At 70.5% G+C, this 22,630-nt stretch carries 20 protein-coding genes and 1 pseudogene; 9 read left to right on the top strand and 12 right to left on the bottom strand.

Annotation, left to right across the window (positions count from 1 at the left end; genetic code table 11):
• Positions 1–10: 10 nt before the first annotated feature.
• Both C8K38_RS01010 and C8K38_RS01005 read left to right on the top strand, forming a co-directional pair.
• Positions 11–1,066 (top strand): ferrochelatase, encoded by a 1,056-nt coding sequence (locus tag C8K38_RS01010; protein WP_097209823.1) that lies wholly within the window; start codon positions 11–13, stop codon positions 1,064–1,066.
• Between the two features lie 236 nt (positions 1,067–1,302).
• The gene (locus C8K38_RS01005; protein WP_097209973.1) at positions 1,303–2,193 is read left to right on the top strand and encodes a class I SAM-dependent methyltransferase; all 891 of its coding nucleotides are present in this window, start codon (positions 1,303–1,305) and stop codon (positions 2,191–2,193) included.
• Between the two features lie 7 nt (positions 2,194–2,200).
• Here the strand turns inward: C8K38_RS01005 and C8K38_RS01000 are convergent, their stop codons facing one another.
• Entirely contained in the window at positions 2,201–3,013 is an 813-nt protein-coding gene (locus C8K38_RS01000; protein WP_097209822.1) for a hypothetical protein, read from the bottom strand.
• A 67-nt stretch (positions 3,014–3,080) separates the two neighbouring features.
• Here C8K38_RS01000 and C8K38_RS00995 point away from each other — a divergent pair, with 67 nt between their 5' ends.
• Genes C8K38_RS00995 through C8K38_RS00985 form a run of 3 tightly spaced genes read left to right on the top strand, consistent with a single transcriptional unit; the run spans position 3,081 to position 5,594 of the window.
• On the top strand, positions 3,081–3,911 hold the full coding sequence (locus C8K38_RS00995) for a DUF3097 domain-containing protein (protein ID WP_257016970.1): 831 nt from the start codon (positions 3,081–3,083) through the stop codon (positions 3,909–3,911).
• 54 nt (positions 3,912–3,965) lie between these two features.
• Positions 3,966–4,397 carry an NfeD family protein gene (locus C8K38_RS00990; RefSeq protein WP_097209820.1) on the top strand — a complete coding sequence of 144 codons (432 nt, stop codon included), beginning with the start codon at positions 3,966–3,968 and terminating at the stop codon, positions 4,395–4,397.
• Positions 4,398–5,594 carry an SPFH domain-containing protein gene (locus tag C8K38_RS00985; RefSeq protein ID WP_097209819.1) on the top strand — a complete coding sequence of 399 codons (1,197 nt, stop codon included), beginning with the start codon at positions 4,398–4,400 and terminating at the stop codon, positions 5,592–5,594.
• 14 nt (positions 5,595–5,608) lie between these two features.
• Here C8K38_RS00985 and C8K38_RS00980 read toward each other — a convergent pair whose 3' ends face one another.
• Entirely contained in the window at positions 5,609–6,199 is a 591-nt protein-coding gene (locus tag C8K38_RS00980; protein WP_097209818.1) for a TetR/AcrR family transcriptional regulator, read from the bottom strand.
• An 88-nt stretch (positions 6,200–6,287) separates the two neighbouring features.
• Here C8K38_RS00980 and C8K38_RS00975 point away from each other — a divergent pair, with 88 nt between their 5' ends.
• Positions 6,288–7,262 carry a quinone oxidoreductase family protein gene (locus tag C8K38_RS00975; protein ID WP_097209972.1) on the top strand — a complete coding sequence of 325 codons (975 nt, stop codon included), beginning with the start codon at positions 6,288–6,290 and terminating at the stop codon, positions 7,260–7,262.
• A 44-nt stretch (positions 7,263–7,306) separates the two neighbouring features.
• On the opposite strand, the pseudogene C8K38_RS00970 reads toward C8K38_RS00975, so the two are convergent.
• From C8K38_RS00970 to C8K38_RS00955, 4 genes and pseudogenes are all read right to left on the bottom strand, one after another.
• Positions 7,307–7,845, bottom strand: a pseudogene (locus C8K38_RS00970) (hypothetical protein).
• On the bottom strand, positions 7,842–8,423 hold the full coding sequence (locus tag C8K38_RS00965) for a helix-turn-helix domain-containing protein (RefSeq protein ID WP_097209817.1): 582 nt from the start codon (positions 8,421–8,423) through the stop codon (positions 7,842–7,844). The pseudogene C8K38_RS00970 and the gene C8K38_RS00965 overlap by 4 nt, the downstream one beginning before the upstream one ends.
• Positions 8,424–8,483: 60 nt before the next feature.
• The gene (locus C8K38_RS00960; protein ID WP_097209816.1) at positions 8,484–9,161 is read right to left on the bottom strand and encodes a TVP38/TMEM64 family protein; all 678 of its coding nucleotides are present in this window, start codon (positions 9,159–9,161) and stop codon (positions 8,484–8,486) included.
• Positions 9,142–9,981, bottom strand: a complete 840-nt coding sequence (locus tag C8K38_RS00955) for a PaaI family thioesterase (RefSeq protein WP_097209815.1) — start codon at positions 9,979–9,981, stop codon at positions 9,142–9,144. Before C8K38_RS00955 ends, C8K38_RS00960 begins: the two co-directional genes overlap by 20 nt.
• A gap of 125 nt (positions 9,982–10,106) precedes the next feature.
• On the opposite strand from C8K38_RS00955, the gene mutA reads away from it, so the two are divergent.
• From mutA to meaB, 3 genes are read left to right on the top strand one after another with little or no spacing between them, the layout of a single operon-like run.
• Positions 10,107–11,990 carry a methylmalonyl-CoA mutase small subunit gene (gene mutA, locus C8K38_RS00950; protein ID WP_097209814.1) on the top strand — a complete coding sequence of 628 codons (1,884 nt, stop codon included), beginning with the start codon at positions 10,107–10,109 and terminating at the stop codon, positions 11,988–11,990.
• Positions 11,987–14,245, top strand: coding sequence for a methylmalonyl-CoA mutase (gene scpA / locus C8K38_RS00945; RefSeq protein ID WP_097209813.1), 2,259 nt, complete (start codon positions 11,987–11,989; stop codon positions 14,243–14,245). Before mutA ends, scpA begins: the two co-directional genes overlap by 4 nt.
• The gene (gene meaB, locus C8K38_RS00940; protein ID WP_097209812.1) at positions 14,235–15,227 is read left to right on the top strand and encodes a methylmalonyl Co-A mutase-associated GTPase MeaB; all 993 of its coding nucleotides are present in this window, start codon (positions 14,235–14,237) and stop codon (positions 15,225–15,227) included. The genes scpA and meaB overlap by 11 nt, the downstream gene beginning before the upstream one ends.
• Before the next feature lie 21 nt (positions 15,228–15,248).
• On the opposite strand, the gene C8K38_RS00935 is transcribed toward meaB, so the two are convergent.
• From C8K38_RS00935 to C8K38_RS00910, 6 genes are all read right to left on the bottom strand, one after another.
• Positions 15,249–16,286 carry a nucleoside hydrolase gene (locus C8K38_RS00935; protein ID WP_179800417.1) on the bottom strand — a complete coding sequence of 346 codons (1,038 nt, stop codon included), beginning with the start codon at positions 16,284–16,286 and terminating at the stop codon, positions 15,249–15,251.
• 31 nt (positions 16,287–16,317) lie between these two features.
• On the bottom strand, positions 16,318–16,788 hold the full coding sequence (locus C8K38_RS00930; protein ID WP_097209810.1) for an OsmC family protein: 471 nt from the start codon (positions 16,786–16,788) through the stop codon (positions 16,318–16,320).
• 56 nt (positions 16,789–16,844) lie between these two features.
• Entirely contained in the window at positions 16,845–18,185 is a 1,341-nt protein-coding gene (locus tag C8K38_RS00925; RefSeq protein ID WP_097209809.1) for a CoA transferase, read from the bottom strand.
• A 154-nt stretch (positions 18,186–18,339) separates the two neighbouring features.
• Positions 18,340–19,581: a saccharopine dehydrogenase family protein gene (locus C8K38_RS00920; protein WP_097209808.1), complete on the bottom strand. Its 1,242-nt coding sequence runs from the start codon at positions 19,579–19,581 to the stop codon at positions 18,340–18,342.
• A gap of 43 nt (positions 19,582–19,624) precedes the next feature.
• Entirely contained in the window at positions 19,625–21,118 is a 1,494-nt protein-coding gene (locus C8K38_RS00915) for a glutamate--cysteine ligase (protein WP_097209807.1), read from the bottom strand.
• Positions 21,119–21,198: 80 nt separating this feature from the next.
• A complete protein-coding gene (locus C8K38_RS00910; RefSeq protein WP_375124761.1) occupies positions 21,199–22,626 on the bottom strand; it encodes an SDR family NAD(P)-dependent oxidoreductase in 1,428 nt (475 codons plus the stop codon).
• Positions 22,627–22,630: the final 4 nt, after the last annotated feature.

Raw genomic sequence — 22,630 nt, 5'->3', positions numbered from 1 at the left:
CTCTCTCACCATGACCACCGAGTTCGATGCCCTGCTGCTGCTCTCCTTCGGCGGACCCGAGAAGCCCGACGACGTCCGCCCGTTCCTGGAGAACGTGACCAGGGGCAGGGGAGTGCCGCCCGAGCGCCTCGACGAGGTGGTCGAGCACTACCTGCACTTCGGTGGGGTGTCGCCGATCAATCGGCTCAACCGCGACATCATCGCCGCGGTGGAGTCCGAGTTCACTGGTGCGGGAATCGAATTGCCGATCTACTTCGGCAACCGCAACTGGCATCCGATGGTCGAGGACACCGTCGCTCGCATGCGCGACGACGGTGTCCGCTCGGCACTGGTGTTCCCCACCTCGGCGTGGGGCGGCTACTCCGGCTGCCGGCAGTACCACGAGGACATCGAGCGGGCGAGGTCCGCGGTCGGCGACGGGGCGCCCGCGCTGGTGAAGTTGCGCCAGTACTACGACCACCCCCTGCTCATCGCCGCGTTCGCCGAGGCGATCGTCGCGGCCCGCGAGCAGCTCCCCGCGGACCGGCGCGCCGGGGCCCGGCTCGTGTTCACCGCGCACTCCATCCCCGTCTCCGCCGACGCCTCGGCTGGTCCGCCCGCCGACGGCGGCCGGCTCTACAGCCGCCAGGTGGCCGAGGCCGCCCGGTTGTGCGCGGATGCAGTCGGTGTCGAGGAGTTCGACCTGGTCTGGCAGTCGCGGTCGGGTCCGCCGCAGATCCCGTGGCTCGAGCCCGACATCTCTGATCACCTCGACGCGCTGGCCGCGGCGGGCACCGAGGCAGTGATCGTGTGCCCGGTGGGCTTCGTCTCCGATCACCTCGAGGTGATCTGGGACCTGGACACCGAGGCCAGGGACAGGGCCGCCGAGCTCGGGCTTGGTTACGTCCGGGTCGGCACGCCGGGCACCGATCCGCGCTTCGCGCAGCTGGTTTCGGCGCTGGTGCGGGAGCAGTCGGACGGCGCCGCCCCGCAGCGGCTCGGATCGGAACCGCTGTACGGGGCGGGCGCGAACGGCGCCCTGTGTGCGGTGGCGTGCTGCGAGCCGCCGCGCAGGCCGCGGCGCTGACCGCTCGGATCAGGCGGAGATAGCCCTTCGCCGAGCCTGGAGGTGTCGACGATGCCGATGCCGAAACAGATGGAGCAGGCCGACCAGGGCGGGGTCAGCTGTAGGACGCGGAACTGATCACCGAGGATCCTCCTCCTCGGCCCGGCAGGTTGTCGACGTACCTCGTCGACGGTGTCGGGCCGGCGAACACCGGCGTAGTGTTCGGACCGTCGGAACCTGGAGAGGCGATGGTGCTGATGCGTACCGACGGAGACACCTGGGACATCGTGAGCAGCGTGGGCCGCACCGCATTGGGGGTGGCGACCTTCCGGGCGCTGGAATCGGAACGTCCCGATCCGCTGATCACGGACGGATTCGCGCGCTGGTTCGTGGAGGCGGCCGGTGACGAGCACTTCACCCGGCTGCTGGCCGACCCGTCCCCCCTCGAGAAGATGCCGTTCTTCTTTCCTGGCTTCATGGGTGTGCGGACCCGATTCTTCGACGAGTACTTCACCGCGGCGTCCGCCGACGGGGTGGCGCAGGCGGTGATCGTCGCGGCCGGACTGGACGCGCGGGCCTACCGACTGGACTGGGCGCCGGACGTGGCGGTTTTCGAGGTCGACCAGCCGAAGGTGCTGGCTTTCAAATCCGGCGTGCTCGCCGCGCACGGCGCCCGGCCGAAGGTCGACCGCAGGCCAGTCGCCGTCGACCTGCGCGAGGACTGGCCGACCGCACTGGAGGCCGGGGGATTCGACCCCGGCCGGCCGTGTGCGTGGTCGGCCGAGGGCCTGCTGCCGTATCTCCCCGGCGCCGCGCACGATGCGCTCTTCGAGCGGATCGACGGGCTCTCTGCTGCTGGCAGCCGGATCGCCCTCGACGGATTCGGTGCCGGGACGGACGTGAAACGGTTCCTTGCATTGCGGGACAAGTACTTCGGGGACAAGCAGTTGGACGACATCGATATCGCGTCACTGTTCTACGACGACGAACGGGCCGACCCGGCGCAGTGGTTGACCGACCACGGCTGGACCGTGCGGCGGTTCAGCCCGGTCGAACTCACCGCGGCCTACGGTGTGGAGGTCCCGGATCTTCCCGACGACCTCGCGGACCTGGCGCGGACTCCCGCGTACCTGACGGCCACGAAATAGCGGCCGGCTACACCCGCGGCCTGGCTGCTCGCACGGTCGCGGCGACCGCACCCAGGCGGGCCGCCCGGATCGTCGACCAGAGCGGCCGGAGGGTCTCCTCGCGTGCCGCCACGCCCGCGGCGGTCTGCGCTCGGAGTCCGGTTTCGCCCGCGACGGTGAGGATCGCGGCCACCTGGTCGGCGGTGTCGAAGATGCGCAGCGCGCGATCGGGGGTCGATTCGGGGTAGCTGTGGTGCGAGAACTCCTCGAGCGCCTCGGCGACGCGGGCGCGCGGGTCGCGGTCGTCGGCGGCGAACCCGCCGCGCATCGAGGCGAGAGTGTCGGCGGCGTCGCGGACAGCGCTGCGCATCTCGAACTCCGCCTCGCCCAGCCCCATCTGTTCGACGGGCTGCGGGATGACCGGCACCGGGAAAACCGTCCAGCGCAGCACATCCGGCCCCTCCACGGTCGGCACGATGCCGGCCCCCGGCTGGCCGGGGGCACCGACAAGGATGCCCTCCTCGGCGTGGATGGCGGCCGCGGCGAAGTCGGTACCCGTGGGCAGCCCGCGGACATCGCCCGGCGCGGGCAACACAAGGGTGAGCTGGGTGTCCGGGTCCTCGGCGCTCAGCGTGCGGGCGATCCGCATCAGCACGATCGGTCCGTTGTCCTGGAGTTGCGGCCACGGCAGGTCCAGGCGCAGCGCGACCTCCGCGTCGCCGGCCCCGACCAGGTGCATGGGCGCCCAGGACTGGACGGCGTCGATGACGTCGTCGGGGGAGCTGGCCCCCGCGAGCCAGGACGCGGCCCACATGGTCAGGGTGGTGCTGGGACAGGACACGGTATTCCAGCATAGGTCGGCGTGGCGGGCGGCGACCAACCGAATCGGTGTCCTAGCGTTGTCGACCGTGAGTGCACGCGACATGTACGGCGGAAACATCTTCTCCGGTCACACCCGTAGCCGACGGCCGGAGTACCCGAAGGTCCCCGCGGACAAGGGGCTCGTGGTCGAGGACTCGGCGACCGGCTACTGCGGCGCGGTGGTCGGCATGGAGAAGACGTACGACGGCGACTACGTGCGCCTCGAGGACTCTCGACGCCAGACGCGACTGTTCGCCATGCGCGAGGCTGCCTTCCTGATCGACGGCAAGCCGGTGACCCTGGTGCGGCCGACCGCCGCGAAGAAGCCGGCGGCGGCCACCAGGTCCGCGTCCGGATCGACCCGGGTGGAGGGGCTGAAGGCCCGCACCGCGCTGCCGAGCCGGATCTGGGTGGAGGGCATCCACGACGCCGCGCTCGTCGAGCGGGTCTGGGGCCATGACCTGCGGGTCGAGGGCGTCGTGGTCGAGCACCTGGAGGGGCTCGACAATCTCGCCGACCGGCTGGCCGAGTTCCGGCCGGGACCGGGACGGCGGGTCGGCGTGCTCGCCGACCATCTGGTCGAGGGCTCGAAGGAGTCCCGGATGACACAGAACGTCGGACCGCACGTGCTGGTCACCGGTCATCCGTACATCGACGTGTGGGAGGCGGTGCGGCCCAAGGCGGTCGGCATCGCGGCGTGGCCGAAGATCCCGCGCGGGCAGGACTGGAAGACGGGAATCTGCCGCGAGCTGGGCTGGGGGACCCCACAGGACGGGTGGCGCCGCGTCTACGGCGCCGTGTCCAGCTTCCGCGACCTGGAGTCGCCGCTGATCGGCGCGGTCGAGCGGCTGGTCGACTTCGTCACCGCCACGGACTGATCCCGCGGTCGCTTCCCGGGCCGCACTCGCGGGGAACTCTGGTTAGATGGTGTTGTGGCAGCACTTGTCTGGCTGATAGCAGGAGTTTTGCTGGCCGCGGCCGAGGCATTGTCGGGGGATTTCTTCCTGCTGATGTTGGCCGGCGGCGCCTTTGCCGCGGCCGGGGTCAGCGCGGTGACCGACTGGCCGGTGTGGGTCGACGCCGTCGTGTTCGGTGTGGTCTCGCTCGCACTCGTCCTCGGGGTGCGGCCCGCGTTGCTGCGCCGCTTCGCGAAGCCGCCGCTGGTACCCACCAATGTCGAGGCGCTTGCGGGTAAGCATGCACTGGTGCTCGAGGAGGTTGCCGAGCACGCGGGCCAGATCAAGCTCGCGGGCGAGGTGTGGACCGCCCGCCCGCTCGACAGCTCCGAGGTGTATCCGCCAGGAACGACCGTGACCGTGATGGAGATTGACGGCGCGACCGCCGTCGTATGGAGGGGGCCCTAAATGGCCGCATTGATCGTTCTGGCCGTGATCGTGCTGCTGGTGGTGATCGTGGTGGCGAAGTCGGTCGCCCTGGTCCCGCAGGCGGAGGCGGCCGTCATCGAGCGGCTCGGCCGCTACGCGAGGACGGTGTCCGGCCAGCTCACCTTCCTGGTGCCGTTCGTGGACAGGATCCGGGCCAAGGTCGACCTGCGCGAGCGGGTGGTGTCCTTCCCGCCGCAGCCGGTGATCACCCAGGACAACCTGACCCTGAACATCGACACCGTCGTCTACTTCCAGGTGACCAACCCGCAGGCCGCGGTGTACGAGATCAACAACTACATCGTCGGCGTGGAGCAGCTGACCACCACGACGCTGCGCAATGTGGTCGGCGGCATGACCCTCGAGGAGACGCTGACCTCCCGCGATTCGATCAACGGGCAGCTCCGCGGGGTGCTGGACGAGGCCACCGGCCGCTGGGGCCTGCGCGTCGCCCGCGTCGAGCTCAAGAGCATCGACCCGCCGCCGTCGATCCAGGAGTCGATGGAGAAGCAGATGAAGGCGGACCGCGAGAAGCGGGCGATGATCCTCACCGCCGAGGGACATCGCGAATCCGCCATCAAGACCGCGGAGGGCGACAAGCAGTCACGGATCCTCGCGGCCGAGGGCGCCAAGCAGGCATCGATCCTCAGCGCGGAGGGCGAGCGACAGTCCCGCATCCTGCGTGCGCAGGGTGAGCGGGCCGCGAAGTACCTGCAGGCACAGGGCCAGGCGAAGGCGATCGAAAAGGTGTTCGCGGCCATCAAGGCAGGCAAGCCGACGCCGGAACTGCTTGCGTACCAGTATCTTCAGACCCTGCCGCAGATGGCACAGGGCGACGCGAACAAGGTGTGGCTGGTGCCGAGCGACTTCGGGGATGCGCTGAAGGGCTTCGCGCGGACCCTCGGGGCGCCGGGGGAGGACGGGGTGTTCCGCTACGAGCCGAGCCAGGTCCAGGAGGACCTGCCCAAGCCGGAGGACGATTCGGCGGAGGTCGCCGACTGGTTCGAGATGAAGGCGGACCCGACCGTCGCGCGCGCGGTCGCGGCGGCGGAAGCCGTTGCGCGCCAACCAGTCGACACCTCACTGGTGCCCGAGCACCAGCTCGAGCCGCAGCGTCACGAGTCGGGCGAGCTGCCCGCGGGCCCGGCGGATCCGGGTGGGCAGCTGCCGCCCGCGTAGCCGGATGCGGTCGCTCAGGTCGGCGTGGGTGCGGGTCGACCGACGACCGATTCGACGACGCTGAGGACGGCGGCCGCGAGACGCTCGGTCTCGCCGTCGCGGACGTAGTGGAGCACCATGTCGGGGTTGATGGCTGCCAGCAGGACCGGGGCCACTGCCTCGGCGTCGAGATCTGGTCGGGCATCCGCGAGCAGAGCGGCGATGTGCCCGTACCAGAATCCGTGAATCGCCTCGGTGTGCGCGTCGGGGGTGGCGTCGTCGTAGGCGATCATCAGCTCGACGTTGTCCGCGACCAGTCGGAACATCGCGTCGAAGTACGCGAGCAGTCTGTCGGCTGCGGGCGCGCCGGGTCCCAGCGGCGGCTCGCCGCTCACGACCGCGTCGCGCAGGTTGTGCGCGCGCTCGAGGACCAGGGCCTTCATCAGCCCGGCGCGGCTACCGAACCGGTGGAAGACGGTTCCCTTGCCGACGCCTGCCGCCGCGGCGATCTGCTCGATCGAGACGTTCTCGGCGCCGAACTCGCTCAGGAGCTCACTGGCCGCATCGAGAATCGCGCGCCGATTTCGGGCGGCGTCGCTGCGCTCCCGCGTTGATCCGCTACCCACCCGTGTACCTCCGTTGACAAGTTGACCTTCGGTCCATAACGTGACTCTCGTCCGACAACTGGACCGGCGGTCAAATTAGGGAGTGTCGATGCGGGCAATAGTAATGACATCGGTCGGTGGGCCCGAGGTCCTCGTCGAGCGGGACGTGCCCGCACCGCAGCCCGGGGTCGGTGAGGTGGTGATCCGAGCCGAGGCGATCGGGGTCCATTTCGCCGAAACGCAGCTCCGCTCAGGGATCTTCCCGTCGCCGGCCGTCCCGCCGTTCGTCTTCGGGGGCGAGGCGGCGGGGACGGTCGTCGAGGTGGGCGCGGGCGTCGACCGGGGCATGATCGGCGCGCGGGTGATCGCGACGACCGATGGCACCGGCGCCTACGCCGAGCGGGTGGTGGCCGCGGCCGCCGCGGCCGTCCGAGTCCCCGAGGGGTTGTCGTTGACCGACGCGGTCGCGGTGGCGGTGCCGGGTGCGGTGGCGTTGACCCTGCTGCGTGCCGCTGACCTGAGGGGCGGTGAGGTGGTGCTCGTGGAAGCCGCCGCGACGGGAGTCGGCGCGTACCTGACGCAGTTGGCCGGAGAGTTCGGCGCGGCGCGCATCCTCGCGACCGCAGGGGCAGCCGACAAGCGCGACCGGGCGCGCTCGTTCGGCGCCGACGACGTGATCGATCACTCCGACCCGGAATGGCCGGGCCGCGTGTGCGACGTCCTGGGCGATGCGACCATCGACGTCGCGTTCGAGTCGATCGGCGGCGAGTCCGCGGCGCAATTGCTGGATCTGATGACCCCGCTGGCGGGCCGAATGCTGTTCTACGGGTTGCTGAGTGGTCGCCCGGCGGCCATCGGGTCCGCGGACCTGATGCCGCGAGGGCTCACGCTCACGGGCTGTGGCGGGCCGGCCTGGCTGGGGCGTGTCGCGGCGGCAAGGACCGAGATCCTCGAGCGGGCGGCCGCCGGAACCGTCACACCCGTGGTCGACTCGATCCTTCCACTCGGCGACGCCGCGCTGGCGCACGAGAAGATCGAGAAGCGGGCCGCCACGGGGAAGGTGATCCTGGCGCCGACGGTCTAGGTCCTTGAGCGTCTGAGTGCTTCAGTGTCTAGGTGCTTCAGCGTCTAAGTGATGAGCGCCTTGGCGACCCCGCACACCGCCACCGCCCACAGCACGCTGGTGAAGGTGCCGATGATGAACTGTTCGGACGCATGGGGTTCGCGCAGTTCCGGGTAGCGCGCCAGGCCCTTGACCGCGAGCACGATCGCGAGGCCCTCGGGCCAGCCGGCCAGGATCGCCACCGCGACGGCGCTGCGCTCGAGCACGCCGATGATCCGGCCGCCGCGCAGCGGGCCCTCACCGGCGATGCGAGGAGAGAGCATGGCGGTGTCGGGCGTCGGTCCCGCATCCTCCTGACGCTTGGCGATGCGAAATGCCGCGCGTACCAACGGTGCTCCGCCGGTGGTAGCGGCCAGGACGGCGAGTACCAGGGTCGCGCCGAGCGCGAATCCCGTGACGGCCGGGTCGCGGTGGCGGCGAGCGCGGCGCCGCCGAGGGCGAGCGTCGCGATGGTCGGGCTGATCCACAGCCGAATCCGGCCGCTCGCGAGCACCACGGGGGCGACCGCGGCGAGGCCGAGCAGGATCAGGGCGAGCGTGGTCATCGGGCGGCCTCCTGGAGAAGTCGCAGGGCGAGGGTGCGTCCGGCGCACTCCGCCTGCCATCCGGCCACGGCCAACCGCTGCGAGATGGCCTGTTTGCTGATGCCGAGCCGCTCCGCGGCCTCGGCCTGGGTGAGTCCCTCCCGCATCGCGGCGACCGCTTCCCGACCCGGCTCGGACCGCCTCGACACGAGGACGGACACCAGCATGAGGGCGGTTTCCGCATCGGCGGCGGAGGGGGCGTCGGGCCCGGTGACGGCGACCGAGCCGGGCAGGTTCTTGGCGCGATCGACGGCGTCCCTTGCGGCCTCGAAGGCCTGCCCGCGTCCGGCTCGGGTGCTGGCGGGCAGGGGGCTCTCGACGGGGCCGACGCCGATCCCGACGCTCCAGTACCCGCGTGTCGCCAGTTCGAGTGCGAGGTCGACGACCACATCGGCCCGCTCCGCCACCGCCTGTACCTCGTCGCCCGCGGTGCGCTCGAAGGGGCGTAGCAGCGGTGCGTCGGCGAACTCGCGCAGGATCGGATCGACGCGGTCGACGTCGCGGCGGCTGCCACGCTGGTCGACCGTCATGACGAACATCTATCAAGGCTAGAAACTGGATCCTATGACGTCAAGGTTCATAACTTGATTAGACGTGATCTAGTGTGCAGCCTTGACATCGGCGCTGTCGCTCCTGGTCGGCACGCCCATTCGGGTATCCAGAACCAGGCCGAAGACGCCGATTGCGATGCAGACCGCGGAGAAGGCGAGCAGGGCCGGGTTGGTATCGCCACCGAGGGCGTTGCCGAGCACCACGACACCGATGGTGCCGGGCAGCACTCCGGCCAGGGTGGCGAGCATGTAGGGCAGGAGCCGGACCGACGACACGCCGCTGCAGTAGTTGATGACCGAGAACGGAACCGGGGCGATCAGTCGCAGCGAACCCACGGCCAGCCAACCCCGCCGGGCGAGCCGGTCGTCGATCGCCTGGATCGCCGGGTGCGTCATCCGCGAGGCGAACGCGTCGCGTCCGACGGCGCGCACGAGCAGCAGAGCGAGCACGGCGCTGACGGTGGTCGCGGCGACGGCGATCAGGATTCCGGTCGCCGCCCCGAACAGCACCCCGGCGCTGAGCGTGAAGACGGTGCGGGGGACCGGGGCGACCGTGACGAGGGCGTGCACGGCGAAGAAAACCAGCGGGAATGCGGGGCCGACGGACCGCGCCCACTCCCGAACCTGCTCGATGGACGGATGCGGCACGAGCAGTGCGGCGACCAGCAGCGCCGCGACGACCAGCAGCCCGGCGATCAGCTTCGGATCACGAAGGCGCCTGGTCACGTTCGCCAAGAGTACTCGGCGCGGGGCGGCGGCAGGTGACCGTCGCGACCCCGCACTCCCTGCCGTCGGCGTCGGTGCAGGTGACCCGGCTCACCGCGACCCGGCGTCCGGCGCGCAGCACCTCGGCCTCGAAGACGACGGGGCGGTCCAGCGGCACGGTCCGGAAGAAGTTGATCCGCAGGGAACTGGTGTCCATGGCGCCCGCCGACCCGGCCGCGGCCGCGTTGCCCGCGAGGTCGTACGCGCAGGCCTGCACGCCGCCGTGCATCACGCCGAGCGCGTTGGCGAGCGACCGGTTCGGCGGCACGGTCAGCCGTGCGCCGCGGTCGGTCCGTTCGATGGTGCCGCCGATCGTCTCCAGCGGCGTCATCGTCGGTCCGGATCCGTCGGCGGGTGCGAGCGGGCGTTCGTCGCGGGACTGCTGGACGCCGTCGACGAAGTTGCCCCAGGCGGTGCCGGTGGCGACCAGCTCGCCTGCGGCGTCGAACACCCGCACCGAACTCATCGCGCCGTCCTCGCCGCGGGTCTCGAGCCTGCCCTCGGCGGTCAGGTGCGGCCCGGTCCAGCCGGTCGGCCGGACGAAGTCGACGGACAGGTCGGCGCTGACCAGCCCGGCCCGGTCGCCGCGCCGCTCGTACATGGTGAAACCGAGGCAGTCGTCGAGCAGCACCCCGAGTGCCGCGGTCCTGCCGTGTGGCTCGGGCGCGCCCAGGTCCATCGTCATCCGGTTCACCGCGCCGTCGCGGGTGGCCGGACTGACCCGGAACAGGGCCTGTGGCGTCTTCCGCTCGGCGCCCGTCCGGACATTCGCAATGCTCATTGCGTGGAGGTTACCGAAGGGTAGGTGATCCAGGCGATAGTGGCCGAAAGGGTGCGGCTAGCATCACAGAAACAATGACTGTGTCCGAATATGGAGAGGAAGCAGACACCGTGTCACAAGCTCCTGTGTCACACGCTTCACAGGCCGAGGACGCTGCGCGCGACTACGCGAAGTGGCAGAAGGCTGTGGCCGCGGTGCTGGCGAAGGCCCGCAAGGTCGATGTGGCTGACATGCCCGCCGAACCCGAGCGGCTGCTCGACACCACCACCTACGACGGTGTGACCGTCGCGCCCCTGTACACCCGGCGCGACGAGACCCCCGAAACCACCCTCCCGGGTGTGTTCCCCTTCGTTCGAGGTCGCGACGCCCACCGCGACGTGAACCGCGGCTGGCTCGTCAGCGCCAGTTTCGGTGCGGGCGAAGCGGATCCGAAGGCGGCCAACCAGACGATCCTGGACGGGCTCGAGAACGGCATCAGCGCGATCTGGCTCAGCGCGGGCGGTAACAACCTGCCCGCCGCGACCGTCGCGCAGGCCCTGGACGGGGTGCTGCTCGACCTCGCGCCGCTGACCCTCGACGCGGGCGCCGAGACGGTCACCGCCGCGGAGGCGGTGCTCACCCTGCTCGACGAGCGCGCCGCCGCGGGCGATGGTGTCGCGGATCGCTCCGCGGTCACCGTCAGCTTCGGTGCCGCACCGCTGACCAGTGCCTTCTCCGGTCGCGGCGACATCGACCCGGCCACCGCGGTCGCGCTGGCACGGACCGCGGCCGGTCGGGCCGAGACGGTCCGCGCCATCACCGTCGACGGCACCGCATTCCACAACGCGGGCGCGAGCGACGCCGAGGAACTGGGTGCGGCCATCGCGGCCGGGCTGGAGTACCTGCGCGCGCTCACGGGCGCAGGCATCACGATCTCGGCCGCCCTCGGTCAGGTCGAGTTCCGGTTCGCCGCAACCGACGACCAGTTCCAGACCATCGCGAAGTTCCGCGCGGCGCGCCAGCTGTGGGCCCGCATCGCGCAGGTCTGCGGCGCCTCCGAGTTCGGCGGTGCGCCGCAGCATGCGGTCACCTCGGCCGCGATGATGTCCCAGCGTGATCCGTGGGTGAACATGCTCCGCACCACCCTCGCCGCGTTCGGCGCCGGTGTCGGCGGTGCCGACGCGGTGACCGTGCTGCCCTTCGACGTGGCGGTGCCCGAGGGCACGCTGGAGACGTCGAAGTCGTTCGGTGCCCGCATCGCCCGCAACACCCAGCTGCTGCTGCTCGAGGAGTCCCACATCGGTCGAGTGCTCGATCCCAGCGCCGGCTCCTGGTATGTCGAGGACCTCACCGTCGCCATCGCGGCGAAGGCGTGGGAGTTCTTCCAGCAGATCGAGGCCGACGGTGGCTACGCGGCGGCGCTCGAGTCGGGCCTGATCGCCGATCGGGTCGCGGCCACCCGCACCTCCCGTGAGTCCGACATCGCCCACCGCAAGACCTCGTTGACGGGTGTCAACGAGTTCCCGAACCTCGACGAGAAGCCGCTTCCGGTCGACGCCGAGTCGCCGTTGGCCGACGTCGCCCGCTACGCGGCGGCCTTCGAGGCCCTGCGGGACCGCTCGGACCGGTACCTGGCGGACAACGGTTCCCGGCCGAAGGTGTTCCTCGCCGCGCTCGGCCCGGTGGCCGAGCACAACGGCCGCACCACCTTCGCCTCGAACCTGCTCGCGTCCGGCGGCATCGAGGCCGTGAACCCGGGCACCCTCGACCTCGCGACCGTGGCGGGCATCGTGCGCGAGGCGGACACCACCGTGGCGGTGCTCTGCGGCACCGACAAGCGGTACGTCGCCGACGGCGTACCTGCGGTGGACGCGCTGCGCGCGGCGGGCATCACCACCGTGCTGCTGGCCGGTCCGGAGAAGACCTTTGCCGAGGCGGAAGGCCAGGACCGTCCCGACGGATTCCTCACCGCCCGTATTGATGCGGTGTCGGCGCTGTCCGACCTGCTCGACACCTTGGGAGTGAAATGACCACCCGCGAGGTCAAGCACGTGATCGGCAGCTTCGCCGACGTGCCGCTGACGGATCCCGACTTCCCGGCCCCGCAAGCGCCGACCGCCGATGAGGCGACCGCTCATATCGCGGAGGCCGCGGCGGCGAATCACTACACCGCCGATCAGGTGGTGTGGTCGACCCCCGAGGGCATCGACGTCAAGCCGGTCTACACCCAGGCCGATCGAGACGCGGCGCAGGCACAGGGCTACCCGCTCGACAGCTTCCCCGGTGCGGCCCCGTTCCTGCGCGGGCCCTACCCGACGATGTACGTCAACCAGCCGTGGACCATCCGCCAGTACGCCGGATTCTCCACCGCCGCCGAGTCGAATGCCTTCTACCGGCGCAACCTCGCGTCCGGCCAGAAGGGTCTGTCCGTCGCCTTCGACCTGGCGACCCACCGCGGCTACGACTCCGACCACCCGCGCGTCCAGGGTGACGTCGGAATGGCCGGTGTGGCAATCGATTCCATCCTCGACATGCGTCAGCTCTTCGACGGTATCGACCTGTCGCAGGTGTCGGTGTCGATGACCATGAACGGCGCGGTCCTGCCGATCCTCGCGCTCTACGTCGCCGCGGCGGGCGAGCAGGGCGTCACGCCGGACAAGCTGGCCGGAACCATTCAGAACGACATTCTGAAAGAGTTCATGGTCCGTAACACCTACATCTACCCGCCTAAGCCGTCCATGCGGATCATCTCCGACATCTTCGCGTACACCAGTGCCGAGATGCCGAAGTACAACTCGATCTCCATCTCCGGCTATCACATTCAGGAAGCCGGGGCGACGGCCGACCTGGAGCTGGCGTACACGCTTGCCGACGGTGTCGAGTACATCCGGGCCGGGCTCGACGCGGGCATGGACATCGATGCTTTCGCGCCGCGACTGTCCTTCTTCTGGGCAATCGGCATGAACTTCTTCATGGAGGTCGCGAAGCTGCGGGCCGGCCGACTGCTGTGGGCCGAACTGGTGGCCAAGTTCGATCCCAAGAGCAGCAAGTCGCTCTCGCTCCGCACCCACTCGCAGACCTCGGGCTGGTCGCTCACCGCGCAGGACGTGTTCAACAACGTGCCGCGCACCTGCATCGAGGCGATGGCCGCGACCCAGGGCCACACCCAGTCGCTGCACACCAACGCGCTCGACGAGGCCATCGCGCTGCCGACCGATTTCTCGGCCCGCATCGCCCGCAACACCCAGCTGCTGCTGCAGCAGGAGTCGGGCACCACGCGGCCGATCGACCCGTGGGGCGGCTCGCACTATGTCGAGTGGCTGACCAACGAACTGGCGAACCGCGCCCGCGCGCACATCGCCGAGGTCGAGGCGGCAGGCGGCATGGCGCAGGCCATCGGCGAGGGCATCCCGAAGCTGCGCATCGAGGAGGCCGCGGCCCGCACGCAGGCCCGCATCGACTCCGGCCGCCAGCCGCTGGTCGGCGTCAACAAGTATGTGCCGGACGAGCCGGACAGCATCGAGGTGCTCAAGGTCGAGAACTCGAAGGTGCGCGCCGAGCAGCTTGCCAAGCTCGAGCGACTGCGGGCGGAGCGGGACGAGGACGCGACGCAGGCCGCGCTCGCCGAGCTCACCAGGGCCGCAGCCTCCACCGAGGGCGGCATGGAGAACAACCTGCTGGCCCTCGCCGTCGTCGCGGCCCGCGCCATGGCGACGGTCGGCGAGATCTCCGACGCGCTGGAGAAGGTGTACGGGCGTCACCAGGCCGAGATCCGGACCATCAGTGGTGTGTACCGGGACGAGGCCGGAAAGGCGGAGAACATCGCCACCGCAACGGAACTCGTTGAGAAGTTCGCCGACTCGGAGGGCCGCCGCCCCCGCATCCTGGTCGCCAAGATGGGCCAGGACGGACACGACCGAGGCCAGAAGGTGATCGCCACGGCGTTCGCGGATCTCGGCTTCGACGTCGACGTGGGACCGCTGTTCCAGACCCCCGACGAGGTGGCCAACCAGGCCGCCGACGCCGACGTGCACGTGGTCGGTGTCTCCTCCCTGGCAGCCGGACACCTGACGCTGGTGCCCGCGCTCAGGGAGGCGCTCGCCGCGGTGGGACGGCCCGACATCATGGTCGTGGTCGGCGGCGTCATCCCGCCCGGCGATTTCGACGAGCTGTACCAGGCCGGCGCGGCCGCGATCTTCCCGCCAGGAACGGTGATCGCGGACGCGGCCACCGGCCTGCTGGAGAAGCTGGCCGCTCAGTTGGGGCACGATCTGAGTGCCAGCTGACAGGCCCGCCCTCGATCTGACGGCCCTCGGCGACGCCGTGCTCGCGAACAAGCGCGCACAGCTCGCGAAGGCCATCACCCTGGTCGAATCGACCAGGGCGGACCACCGGGAGCAGGCGCAGCAGCTGCTGCTGCGCCTGCTCCCGCACGCGGGCGGCGCGATCCGCGTCGGCATCACCGGCGTCCCGGGGGTGGGCAAGTCGACCACCATCGAGGCGCTCGGCATGCACCTGCTCGAGCTCGGTCACAAGGTGGCGGTGCTGGCGGTCGACCCGTCCTCGACCCGCACCGGCGGTTCGATCCTGGGCGACAAGACCCGGATGCAGAACCTGTCGGTGGAGCCGAACGCGTACATCCGGCCGTCCCCGACCTCCGGCACGCTCGGGGGCGTCGCGAAGGCGACCCGCGAGACCATCGTGCTGCTCGAGGCCGCCGGGTACGACGTGATCCTGGTCGAGACCGTCGGCGTCGGTCAGTCCGAGGTGACCGTGGCGAACATGGTCGACACCTTCACCTTCCTGACCCTGGCCAGGACCGGCGACCAGCTCCAGGGCATCAAGAAGGGTGTGCTCGAGCTCGCCGACATCGTCACGGTGAACAAGGCCGACGGCAAGCACGCGATCGAGGCGAAGGCCGCCGCACGCGAGCTCGCGGGCGCGTTGCGGTTGATCTACCCGCACGACGCGCTCTGGAAGCCGCCGGTGCTGACCATGAGCGCGCTGGAGAACGACGGCGTGGACAAGTTCTGGGACACTGTGCTCCGGCATCGCAAGGTGCTCGGCGACGCGGGGGAACTCGAGGCCAAGCGGCACCAGCAGCAGGTGGACTGGACCTGGTCGATGGTGCACGACCAGCTGCTGCGCCGGCTCGAGACCGACCCGGAGGTCAAGGCGATCCGGCATGACGTCGAGCAGCAGGTGCGGGACGGCTCGCTGACGGCGGCGCTGGCCGCACACCAGATCCTGGATGCCTTCGACAAGTAGGCGCTGCGCGCCCGTGCGCGGTTAACGAGTCTCTGGACTCGCGAACCGCGCACGGGCGGCGAAGCCGCCCACCCGTTCGATGAGGTGGACGAAGAACGCGGCGGGGTCGGTGCCCACGGCGATGTCCGCGTTCGGCTCGCGGCCCCACATGCCGGTCCAGTCGGCGACGGTGGTGCCGCGGGTGAGGGTGCCCTCGAGTTCGACGTCCACGGTCGCCGGGCGGGTGACGGCAAGGCCGGGATCCAGCGCGAGGGCCGCGGCGAACGGGTCGTGCATGTGCGCGAGGAAGCCCTGGCCGTGGTCGCGGTGGAACTCGAGGTAGAACCGCACCGCGTCCGACAGGTGCCGCACGATGGGATTGGACGTGCGCGAGCGGGTGCCGGGCGGGTCCTGTTCGGTGATGAGCTCGGCGGGTTCGCTCCCGGCCACCTGGGCGAGCAGGCGGAGGTGCTCCGGTCGCATCTCGATCGTCTCGGTGACGTCCAGCGGGCAGATCAGCGGCCGACGGTCGGCGGGGACCACCGAGAACGCAGCGAAGACCTCCTGCGCGGCCTCCGGGTCGACGAAGATGTTCCACTCGCAGGTCGGGGTGGTGTTCCCGGGATGGTTGAACACCCCGCCCATCACGACGAGACGCTTGAGCAGGTGGGGGAGTTCGGGCTCGAGCCGCAACGCCAGGGCGAGGTTGGTGAGCGGCCCGGTGACCAGCCCGGTCACCGCGCCGGGGCGCTGGCGCGCGATCTCGACCCAGGTGCGGGCCGAGCTGCGGTCCGACGGCCCGCGGGACGAGTGCGGCAGCTCCGCGTACCCGATGCCCTGCGGCCCGTGGGTGTCCTCGGTGGTCCGCAGCGGGATTCGCAGCGGCGTGGGTGAACCGACGGTGACCTCGATGTCGGTCCGGCCGCACAGGTCCAGCCACGCCAGGTTGTTCGCGGCGACCTGCGCGACGGGCACGTTGCCGCCGGTGCTGGCGATCGCGAGGATCTCAGCCTCGGGGCTTGCGAGCAGGTAGAGCAGCGCCAGCGAATCGTCGATGCCGGTGTCGACGTCGACGATCATCGGCACGATGGAGTGCACGGGACGGATCATCTCATGCCCCCACGAGGGCGGTGGCCCTGTGGTGCACGGGGAAGTTCACCGAGCGGGCGATGAAGCACTTCTCGTGCGCGGCCGAGTGCAACTCCGGCAGCTTCGGGAGCATGTCGGCGGCCGCCACCGTGACCTCCGGCCGCAGCACCACCTCCGCGAACTGTCCTGCCCCGTTGTGTTCCTCGGTCATCGTCCCGGTCGGGCGGTCGAGGTAGTCGGTGACCACCACGCCCGCGATGGCGGCGAGGTTCAGGAACCAGAGCATGTGGCACTGCGACAGGGCGGCGACCAGCAGTTCCTCCGGGTTCCACCGCGCCGGGTCGCCCAGGAACGCGGGATCCGCGCTGCCCGCCAGGTCCGGCTTGCCGTCCGCGGTCACCAGGTGTTCGCGGCCGTAGGCGCGCGGGTCGGTCGTGCCCGTGCCGTGGTTGCCGGTCCAGGTGACGGTGAGTTCGTAGTGGTGGTCGCGCACGTGGAAGATCCTCTCAGATCCGGTGTGTGACGGGTCCGCCTGTTTCCCAGGACGGGTCAGATCCAGTGGGGCGCATCGGATCCCCAGTCGTGTGCGGGGTAGGGATACTGCGGGTGGCTTGGCAGCGGTGGGCGCGCGGAGGTGACGGCACCGTGGGTGGCGGTGGCGGCGGGGCCGGGAACCCGCGGCTCCGCAGGATCGGCCACCCGGCCCGGCGCGTCGAGCAGCCAGCGGGCGGTCCGGGCGAGTGCCACCGACACCGAACGCCCCCGTCCGTCCACGGCGCGTAGTGCCAGCGCGTCCACGATGCCGGCGGCCAACAGGTACCCGCTGGCATGGTCTAGCGCCTGCACCGGCAGCGCGCCCGGATGCAGGCCGCCCTCGGCAAGGGAGATCCCGGAGGCGGCTTGGACGATGCTGTCGAACCCGCGCCGATGTGCCCACGGACCGTCATTGCCCCAGGCGCTGACGGAGCCGTGCACGAGGCCCGAGGTGCCCTCGTGCAGCCCGAACCTGTCCAGACTGCCCGGCCGGTAGCCCGTGACCAGCACGTCAGCCGTCGCGAGCAGAGCATGGACGGCGTCGGCGCCGTCGGCACTCGCGAGGTCGAGCAGCGCCGATCGCTTGCCCTGGCCGGTGTCGCGGTGCTGCCAGTCGATCTCGTGCAGCTGTGGTGGGTCCACCCGCAGTACCTGCGCGCCGAGCAGTGCAAGAGCCCGTGCCGCGACCGGTCCCGCGAGCACCCGCGTCAGGTCCAGAACTCGGAGCCCGGCCAGCGGTCGCAGCGGATCGGTGGTCAGTGGTGTCGGACCGGTGAAGGTCACTCCGGAGGTCGTGTCCATCCGTACGATCGGACCCGCGCCGGAGGCGATGCCCTGTGGATGCCTGGTCCACTCGGCCTCGGTGCGCACTCGTGCCGCGACGGCCCCCGCATCGGCGGCACGGTCCTCGATCTCCTGTGCGGACAGCGTTCCGATGCGGGACGAGAGGAGGCCGGCATCGGAGTCCTCGGGCAGGTCCAGCGCCTCCAGGAGCCGGACGCGGTGGTGAGGGTAGTTGGCGTGTGTCCGGACCCACGCGTCGGATGCGGCGAAGAACCCCGACATCGGCGCGAAACCTGGCACCGGGTCACCGTCGATGCGCATCATCCGGTCGCCCGCGAACGAGGCCGCGATCCGCTCCGGGTCGAGGCTCCAGCGGTGCGGTTCCTGGCCACGCACGACGAGCAGTCGGTCGACGGCGGAGGCCAGTGCGCCGACGGACCCGAGGGCGAGGGCGGCTGTCGGCAAGCGGGATGCGAGGAAGCCGTCGCCGGGCGGGAAGCCCACCTGCCCCGGGGCGCGCGGCAGCCCACATCCGTTCGCGTAGTCGGTGACGAGTAGCTCCCCAGACGCCATCCCTGGACGGTATACCCGCCGCTCGCATGGGCGGATGATTGCCGACCCCGACACCGACGCTCGGATGCGGGACCCTCGCCGCACTCATGTCGGTGCTCATCGCGGCGGGCGTGCTCACGGCCGCACGCGCGACCGCCAGCACCCCCCGTCGGGACTAGTTCCGCCGGGCGCTGATCTCGACGCCCGCGGTGCGCAGCCGATCCACGAGCGCGTCGCCGATCGCCGTCGCGGGCGTCAGCACGCCCGCCGCATCGGGCAGGGCGTCCCTGTCGAGCGCGAGGGCGAGGGCGGATTCGCCGAGCATCACCGCGGTCGCGGCGTAGCCCGGGTCACCCTTGGCTCGCACCCGGGCGACGTAGCGGGCGCCGGTGCTGGTGGTGGTGTAGGTGTCGGTCGTGAAATGGCCTGCGGCCCTGGACTTCTCGCTCGGCCCCTCGCCGGGCTTGGGGAGCACCCGGTCGAGGACGTACCGGGTGGGGCCGAAGGCGAGGCCGGCCATCAGGGCGCCGAGGCCGGCGGACACCCCCGCCGCGAAGACGGGCGAGAGCACCGACTGCCCGACGCTCATCACCTCGCGGTACCGGAACGCGCGGCCGTACTCCCACTTGCGCAGCGCGTTGCTCCGGCGCACGACCCTGGTGTTGGTCGAGCCCATCACGAACGGCGCGGTGCGGCCGCCGAGGCCGGGCGCGATGTCCGATCCCTTCAGCATCTCGACGTCGGACTGGCGGCCGAGGTCGGGCTCGGCGGTGAGGTCCGGGCTCAGTGAGTACGGGTTCACCGCGATGCGGCGCGCGGACTTGTCGGCCTTGACGGTGTCGACGAGGTTGCGCATCGAATCGATGGTGCCGCCGCTGACGCCGCCGCGCAGCGAGCTGACCACCATCGTGGTGTCGGTGAGGTCGCCCTCGCCGTCGGCCGCGACCTGCTTGTGCAGGACGTGCACGCCGATGTCGGAGGGGATGGAGTCGAACCCGCAGGAATGCACGATCCGGGCCCCGGAGGCCACCGCGACATCGTGGAACCTGTCGATGCTCTCGCGGCCGAACAACACCTCGCCGCTGAGGTCGGCATAGTCGGTGCCCGCCTCGGCGCAGGCCCGGACCAGGTCGATGCCGTACTTGGCGTACGGGCCGACGGTGGTGATCACGACGTGGGCGGACTCGGCGAGCGCGGTCAGGGAGGTGGGGTCGTCCGCGTTCGCGACGATGATCGGCCACTGCGCGGCGGCCGGGCCGAGTTCGGCCCGCACCGTCTCCAGCTTGGCCGTGGATCGCCCGGCGAGACCGATCCGCGCGCCGCGCGGGGCGCTCCTGGCCAGGTACTGCGCGGTGAGCTTGCCGACGAATCCGGTGGCGCCGTAGACGACGATGTCGAGATCGCGAGTGCGGGTCATGCATCAGAACCCTACGCGGATCACCGCGTTCGCGGCCGCCCTGCTACCAGCTCCATGTGTGCACCGGCTCGCCCGAGTGCATCCGCTCCAGGTACTCGCACAGCATGGACCTCAGGGCGCTGTCGCGCGACTGACCGGCACGTTCCCGCGCGGCGACGCACTCGCGCTGCCACACCGATCCGCTGCGGGCCGCGCGAGCGCGGCCCTCGATCACGCCCAGGTACTTGTCGCGGAGGCCGGCGTCGACCCCCAATTCCTCGAGTCCGGCGTCCGCCATCGGCAGCAGCGTGCGCTCCACGAGATCCTGTGGGCTCACCGCGCCGTTCCCCGGCCACTGCATCACGGAGTCGAAGCCGTTCCTCGCGCCGACCCGAAGGTTCTCCTCCGCGGCGGCGAACGGCATCTGGGTCCACAACGGTCGGTCGGAGCGGGCGAGCGAGCGAAGCGTGCCGTAGTAGAACGCGGCATCGGCGAGGGTGTCGACGATGGTCGGGCCCGCTGGCAGCACGCGGTTCTCCAGGCGCAGCGGCGCCTGGGCGTCCGTGGGGTCGTAGACCGGCCGATTCCACCGGTAGATCGTTCCGTTGTGCATCGTCAGCTCGGCGAGTTCGGGGGTGCCGCCGCCCGCGACCACCGCGACAGGATCCTCCGGCGTCAAATCCGGCAGGAGCGCGGGGAAGTAGCGCGAGTTCTCCTCGAACAGGTCGAACACCGACGTTATCCAGCGCTCGCCGAACCACACCCGCGGACGGACCCCCTGATTCTTGAGCTCCGGCGGCCGGGTGTCGGTGGCCTGCTCGAACAACGGGATCCGGGTTTCGTTCCAGAGTGCCCGCCCGGCGAAGAACGGCGAGTTGGCGGCGAGCACCACCTGGATCCCGGCCAGGATCTGGGCGGCGTTCCAGTGCGCTGCGTAGGTGGCGGGGGAGACCTGCAGATGCAGTTGGACCGATGTGCATGCCGCCTCGGGCAGGATTGTGTGGGTCAGGGTCGTCAGGTGATCGGACGCGCTGTGGCCCGGCAGCGGCACCCCCGCGATGCTCAGCTCGATGTCCTCGCCCCTTGCGGCAAGGATCTGCTGCTCCAGGACGGTGTACCGGGTGTCGGACGACATCCACTTCTGCTCGAAATGATCCTCACGCAGCGTGGGCAGGATGCCGATCATCGCGAGCCTGCCGCCTGACTCGCGGGCGCGGGCGTCCGCGAGGTCGAGCGAGGCACGCAGGTCGTCCTCGAGTGCCGCGAGATTCGCGCCGGCAAGGGGCCTCGGCTCGACGTTGATCTCGATGTTGAACTGGGCGAGCTCGGACTGATACTTCGGGCCCGCGAGGGCGGCGAGCACCGCGGCGTTCACCATCGCGGGCTCGCAGTTCTCGTCGACCAGGTTCAGCTCGATCTCCATGCCCATCTTCGGGCTGGGGATCTCGGCGGCGTTCTCGAGGAGGGTGGCCAGGGCATCGAGGCAGGCCTGCACCTTCTCGCGGAAGTCCTGCCGGTCCCGGCGCGAGAACTTCAGCCGTGTCACCTCGTGGCCCATGGATACTCCTCGGCCGGTGCTGACGCCCCGGACTCAGTATCCCCGCTTTGGGCCCCGCGCCGTAGCGGCGCTTCCACACGTCACCAGGGGGACGGCTTGTAGTCCTTGAGGAAGCAGCCGTACAGGTCGACGCCCTGCTCGCCCTGCACGATCGGGTCGTACACCCGGGCCGCGCCGTCGACCAGGTCGAGCGGGGCGTGGAAGCCCTCGTCGGCGAGGCGGACCTTGGTGTAATGCGGGCGTTCGTCGGTGATCCACCCGGTGTCGACGGCGGTCATCAGGATGCCGTCCTCATCGAGCATCTCCTTGGCGCTGGTGCGGGTCAGCATGTTCAGCGCGGCCTTGGCCATGTTGGTGTGCGGATGCCCGGCACCCTTGTACGCGCGGCTGAACTGGCCCTCCATGGCGGAGACGTTGACCACGTACTTGCGGCGTGCGGCCGCGGCGGCCATCGCGGGGCGCAGCCGGGACACCAGGATGAACGGTGCCACCGAGTTGCACAGCTGCACCTCGAGCAGCTCGATCGGATCGACCTCCGCGACGGTCTGGACCCAGCTGTTGGTGTGCGCGAGGTCGGGCACGAGGCCGCCCGCGTCGATCGCGATGCCCTGCTCGATGCGTTCGAGCGAGGCGGAACCGGCGACCAGCGCGAGCTCGCTGACCTGGTGGATCACCGACTCCGGCGTCGGCAGCGAACTGGCAAGCGAGGCCGGGTGCGCGTCGCTGGTCTTGCCGAAGGTCAGCACGTCCGGCAGTTCGCCCGCGGGCAGCGGGCCGGACTCGGCCTCGGCGAGCGCGGAGTAGGCGCCGGGGGAGCGCCGGACGGTCTGAGCCGCGTTGTTGATGAGGATGTCGAGCGGACCCTGCTCGGCCACCGAGTCGGCGAGCGAGACGACCTGGGCGGGATCGCGCAGGTCGATGCCGACCACCCGCAGCCGGTGGATCCAGTCGCCGCTGTCCTCCATCGCCTTGAAGCGGCGGATCGCGTCGTTGGGGAAGCGGGTGGTGATGGTGAGGTGGGCGCCGTCGCGCAGCAGCCGCAGCGCGATGTACATGCCGATCTTGGCCCGGCCGCCGGTGAGCAGCGCCCGCCTGCCGGTCAGATCCGTGCTGGCGTCGCGCTTGGCGTGGCTGCTGGCCGCGCACTCGGGGCAGAGCTGGTGGTAGAACGCGTCGACGACCGTGTAGCGCTGCTTGCAGATGTAGCAGGGCCGCGGACGGATCAGAGTGCCCGCGCTCGCGCCTGGCGCGTTCGAGGTGAGCAGCACGCCAGCGGTCTCGTCGTCGATGCGCTCGGGCGAACCGGTGGCGGTCGAGGCCACGACCTGGCGGTCGGCCTCGGAGACTGCGTCGCGCGCCTCCACCCGTCGGCGCCGCTTGAGCTGCTTGAACATCTTGCCGCTGGCCCGCTGGAGGACCATCGAATCCGGGTGGTCGGCGTCGAGGCTGCCGGCCTCGGACAGCACGCGCAGGCAGATCTCCAGGTCGGCGGGATCGATGCCCGTCATTGGT

It is taken from the genome of Rhodococcus sp. OK611, from assembly GCF_003050885.1.
In the GTDB taxonomy this organism is placed as follows: Bacteria; Actinomycetota; Actinomycetes; order Mycobacteriales; family Mycobacteriaceae; genus Rhodococcus_G; species Rhodococcus_G oryzae.
The sequence above is the reverse complement of the archived record's forward strand: the minus strand, read 5'-3'. Positions and strand labels throughout refer to the sequence as shown.

Coding starts and splice junctions, on each gene's coding strand:
- C8K38_RS00920 (WP_097209808.1), bottom strand. CDS start 19,581: ATGACCCGCACTCGCGATCTCGACATCGTCGTCTACGGCGCCACCGGA.
- C8K38_RS00925 (WP_097209809.1), bottom strand. CDS start 18,185: ATGGCGTCTGGGGAGCTACTCGTCACCGACTACGCGAACGGATGTGGG.
- scpA (WP_097209813.1), top strand. CDS start 11,987: ATGACCACCCGCGAGGTCAAGCACGTGATCGGCAGCTTCGCCGACGTG.
- C8K38_RS00935 (WP_179800417.1), bottom strand. CDS start 16,286: ATGATCGTCGACGTCGACACCGGCATCGACGATTCGCTGGCGCTGCTC.
- C8K38_RS00985 (WP_097209819.1), top strand. CDS start 4,398: ATGGCCGCATTGATCGTTCTGGCCGTGATCGTGCTGCTGGTGGTGATC.
- C8K38_RS00965 (WP_097209817.1), bottom strand. CDS start 8,423: ATGTTCGTCATGACGGTCGACCAGCGTGGCAGCCGCCGCGACGTCGAC.
- C8K38_RS00955 (WP_097209815.1), bottom strand. CDS start 9,981: ATGAGCATTGCGAATGTCCGGACGGGCGCCGAGCGGAAGACGCCACAG.
- C8K38_RS01005 (WP_097209973.1), top strand. CDS start 1,303: ATGCGTACCGACGGAGACACCTGGGACATCGTGAGCAGCGTGGGCCGC.
- C8K38_RS01010 (WP_097209823.1), top strand. CDS start 11: ATGACCACCGAGTTCGATGCCCTGCTGCTGCTCTCCTTCGGCGGACCC.
- C8K38_RS00975 (WP_097209972.1), top strand. CDS start 6,288: ATGCGGGCAATAGTAATGACATCGGTCGGTGGGCCCGAGGTCCTCGTC.
- C8K38_RS00915 (WP_097209807.1), bottom strand. CDS start 21,118: ATGGGCCACGAGGTGACACGGCTGAAGTTCTCGCGCCGGGACCGGCAG.
- C8K38_RS00910 (WP_375124761.1), bottom strand. CDS start 22,626: ATGACGGGCATCGATCCCGCCGACCTGGAGATCTGCCTGCGCGTGCTG.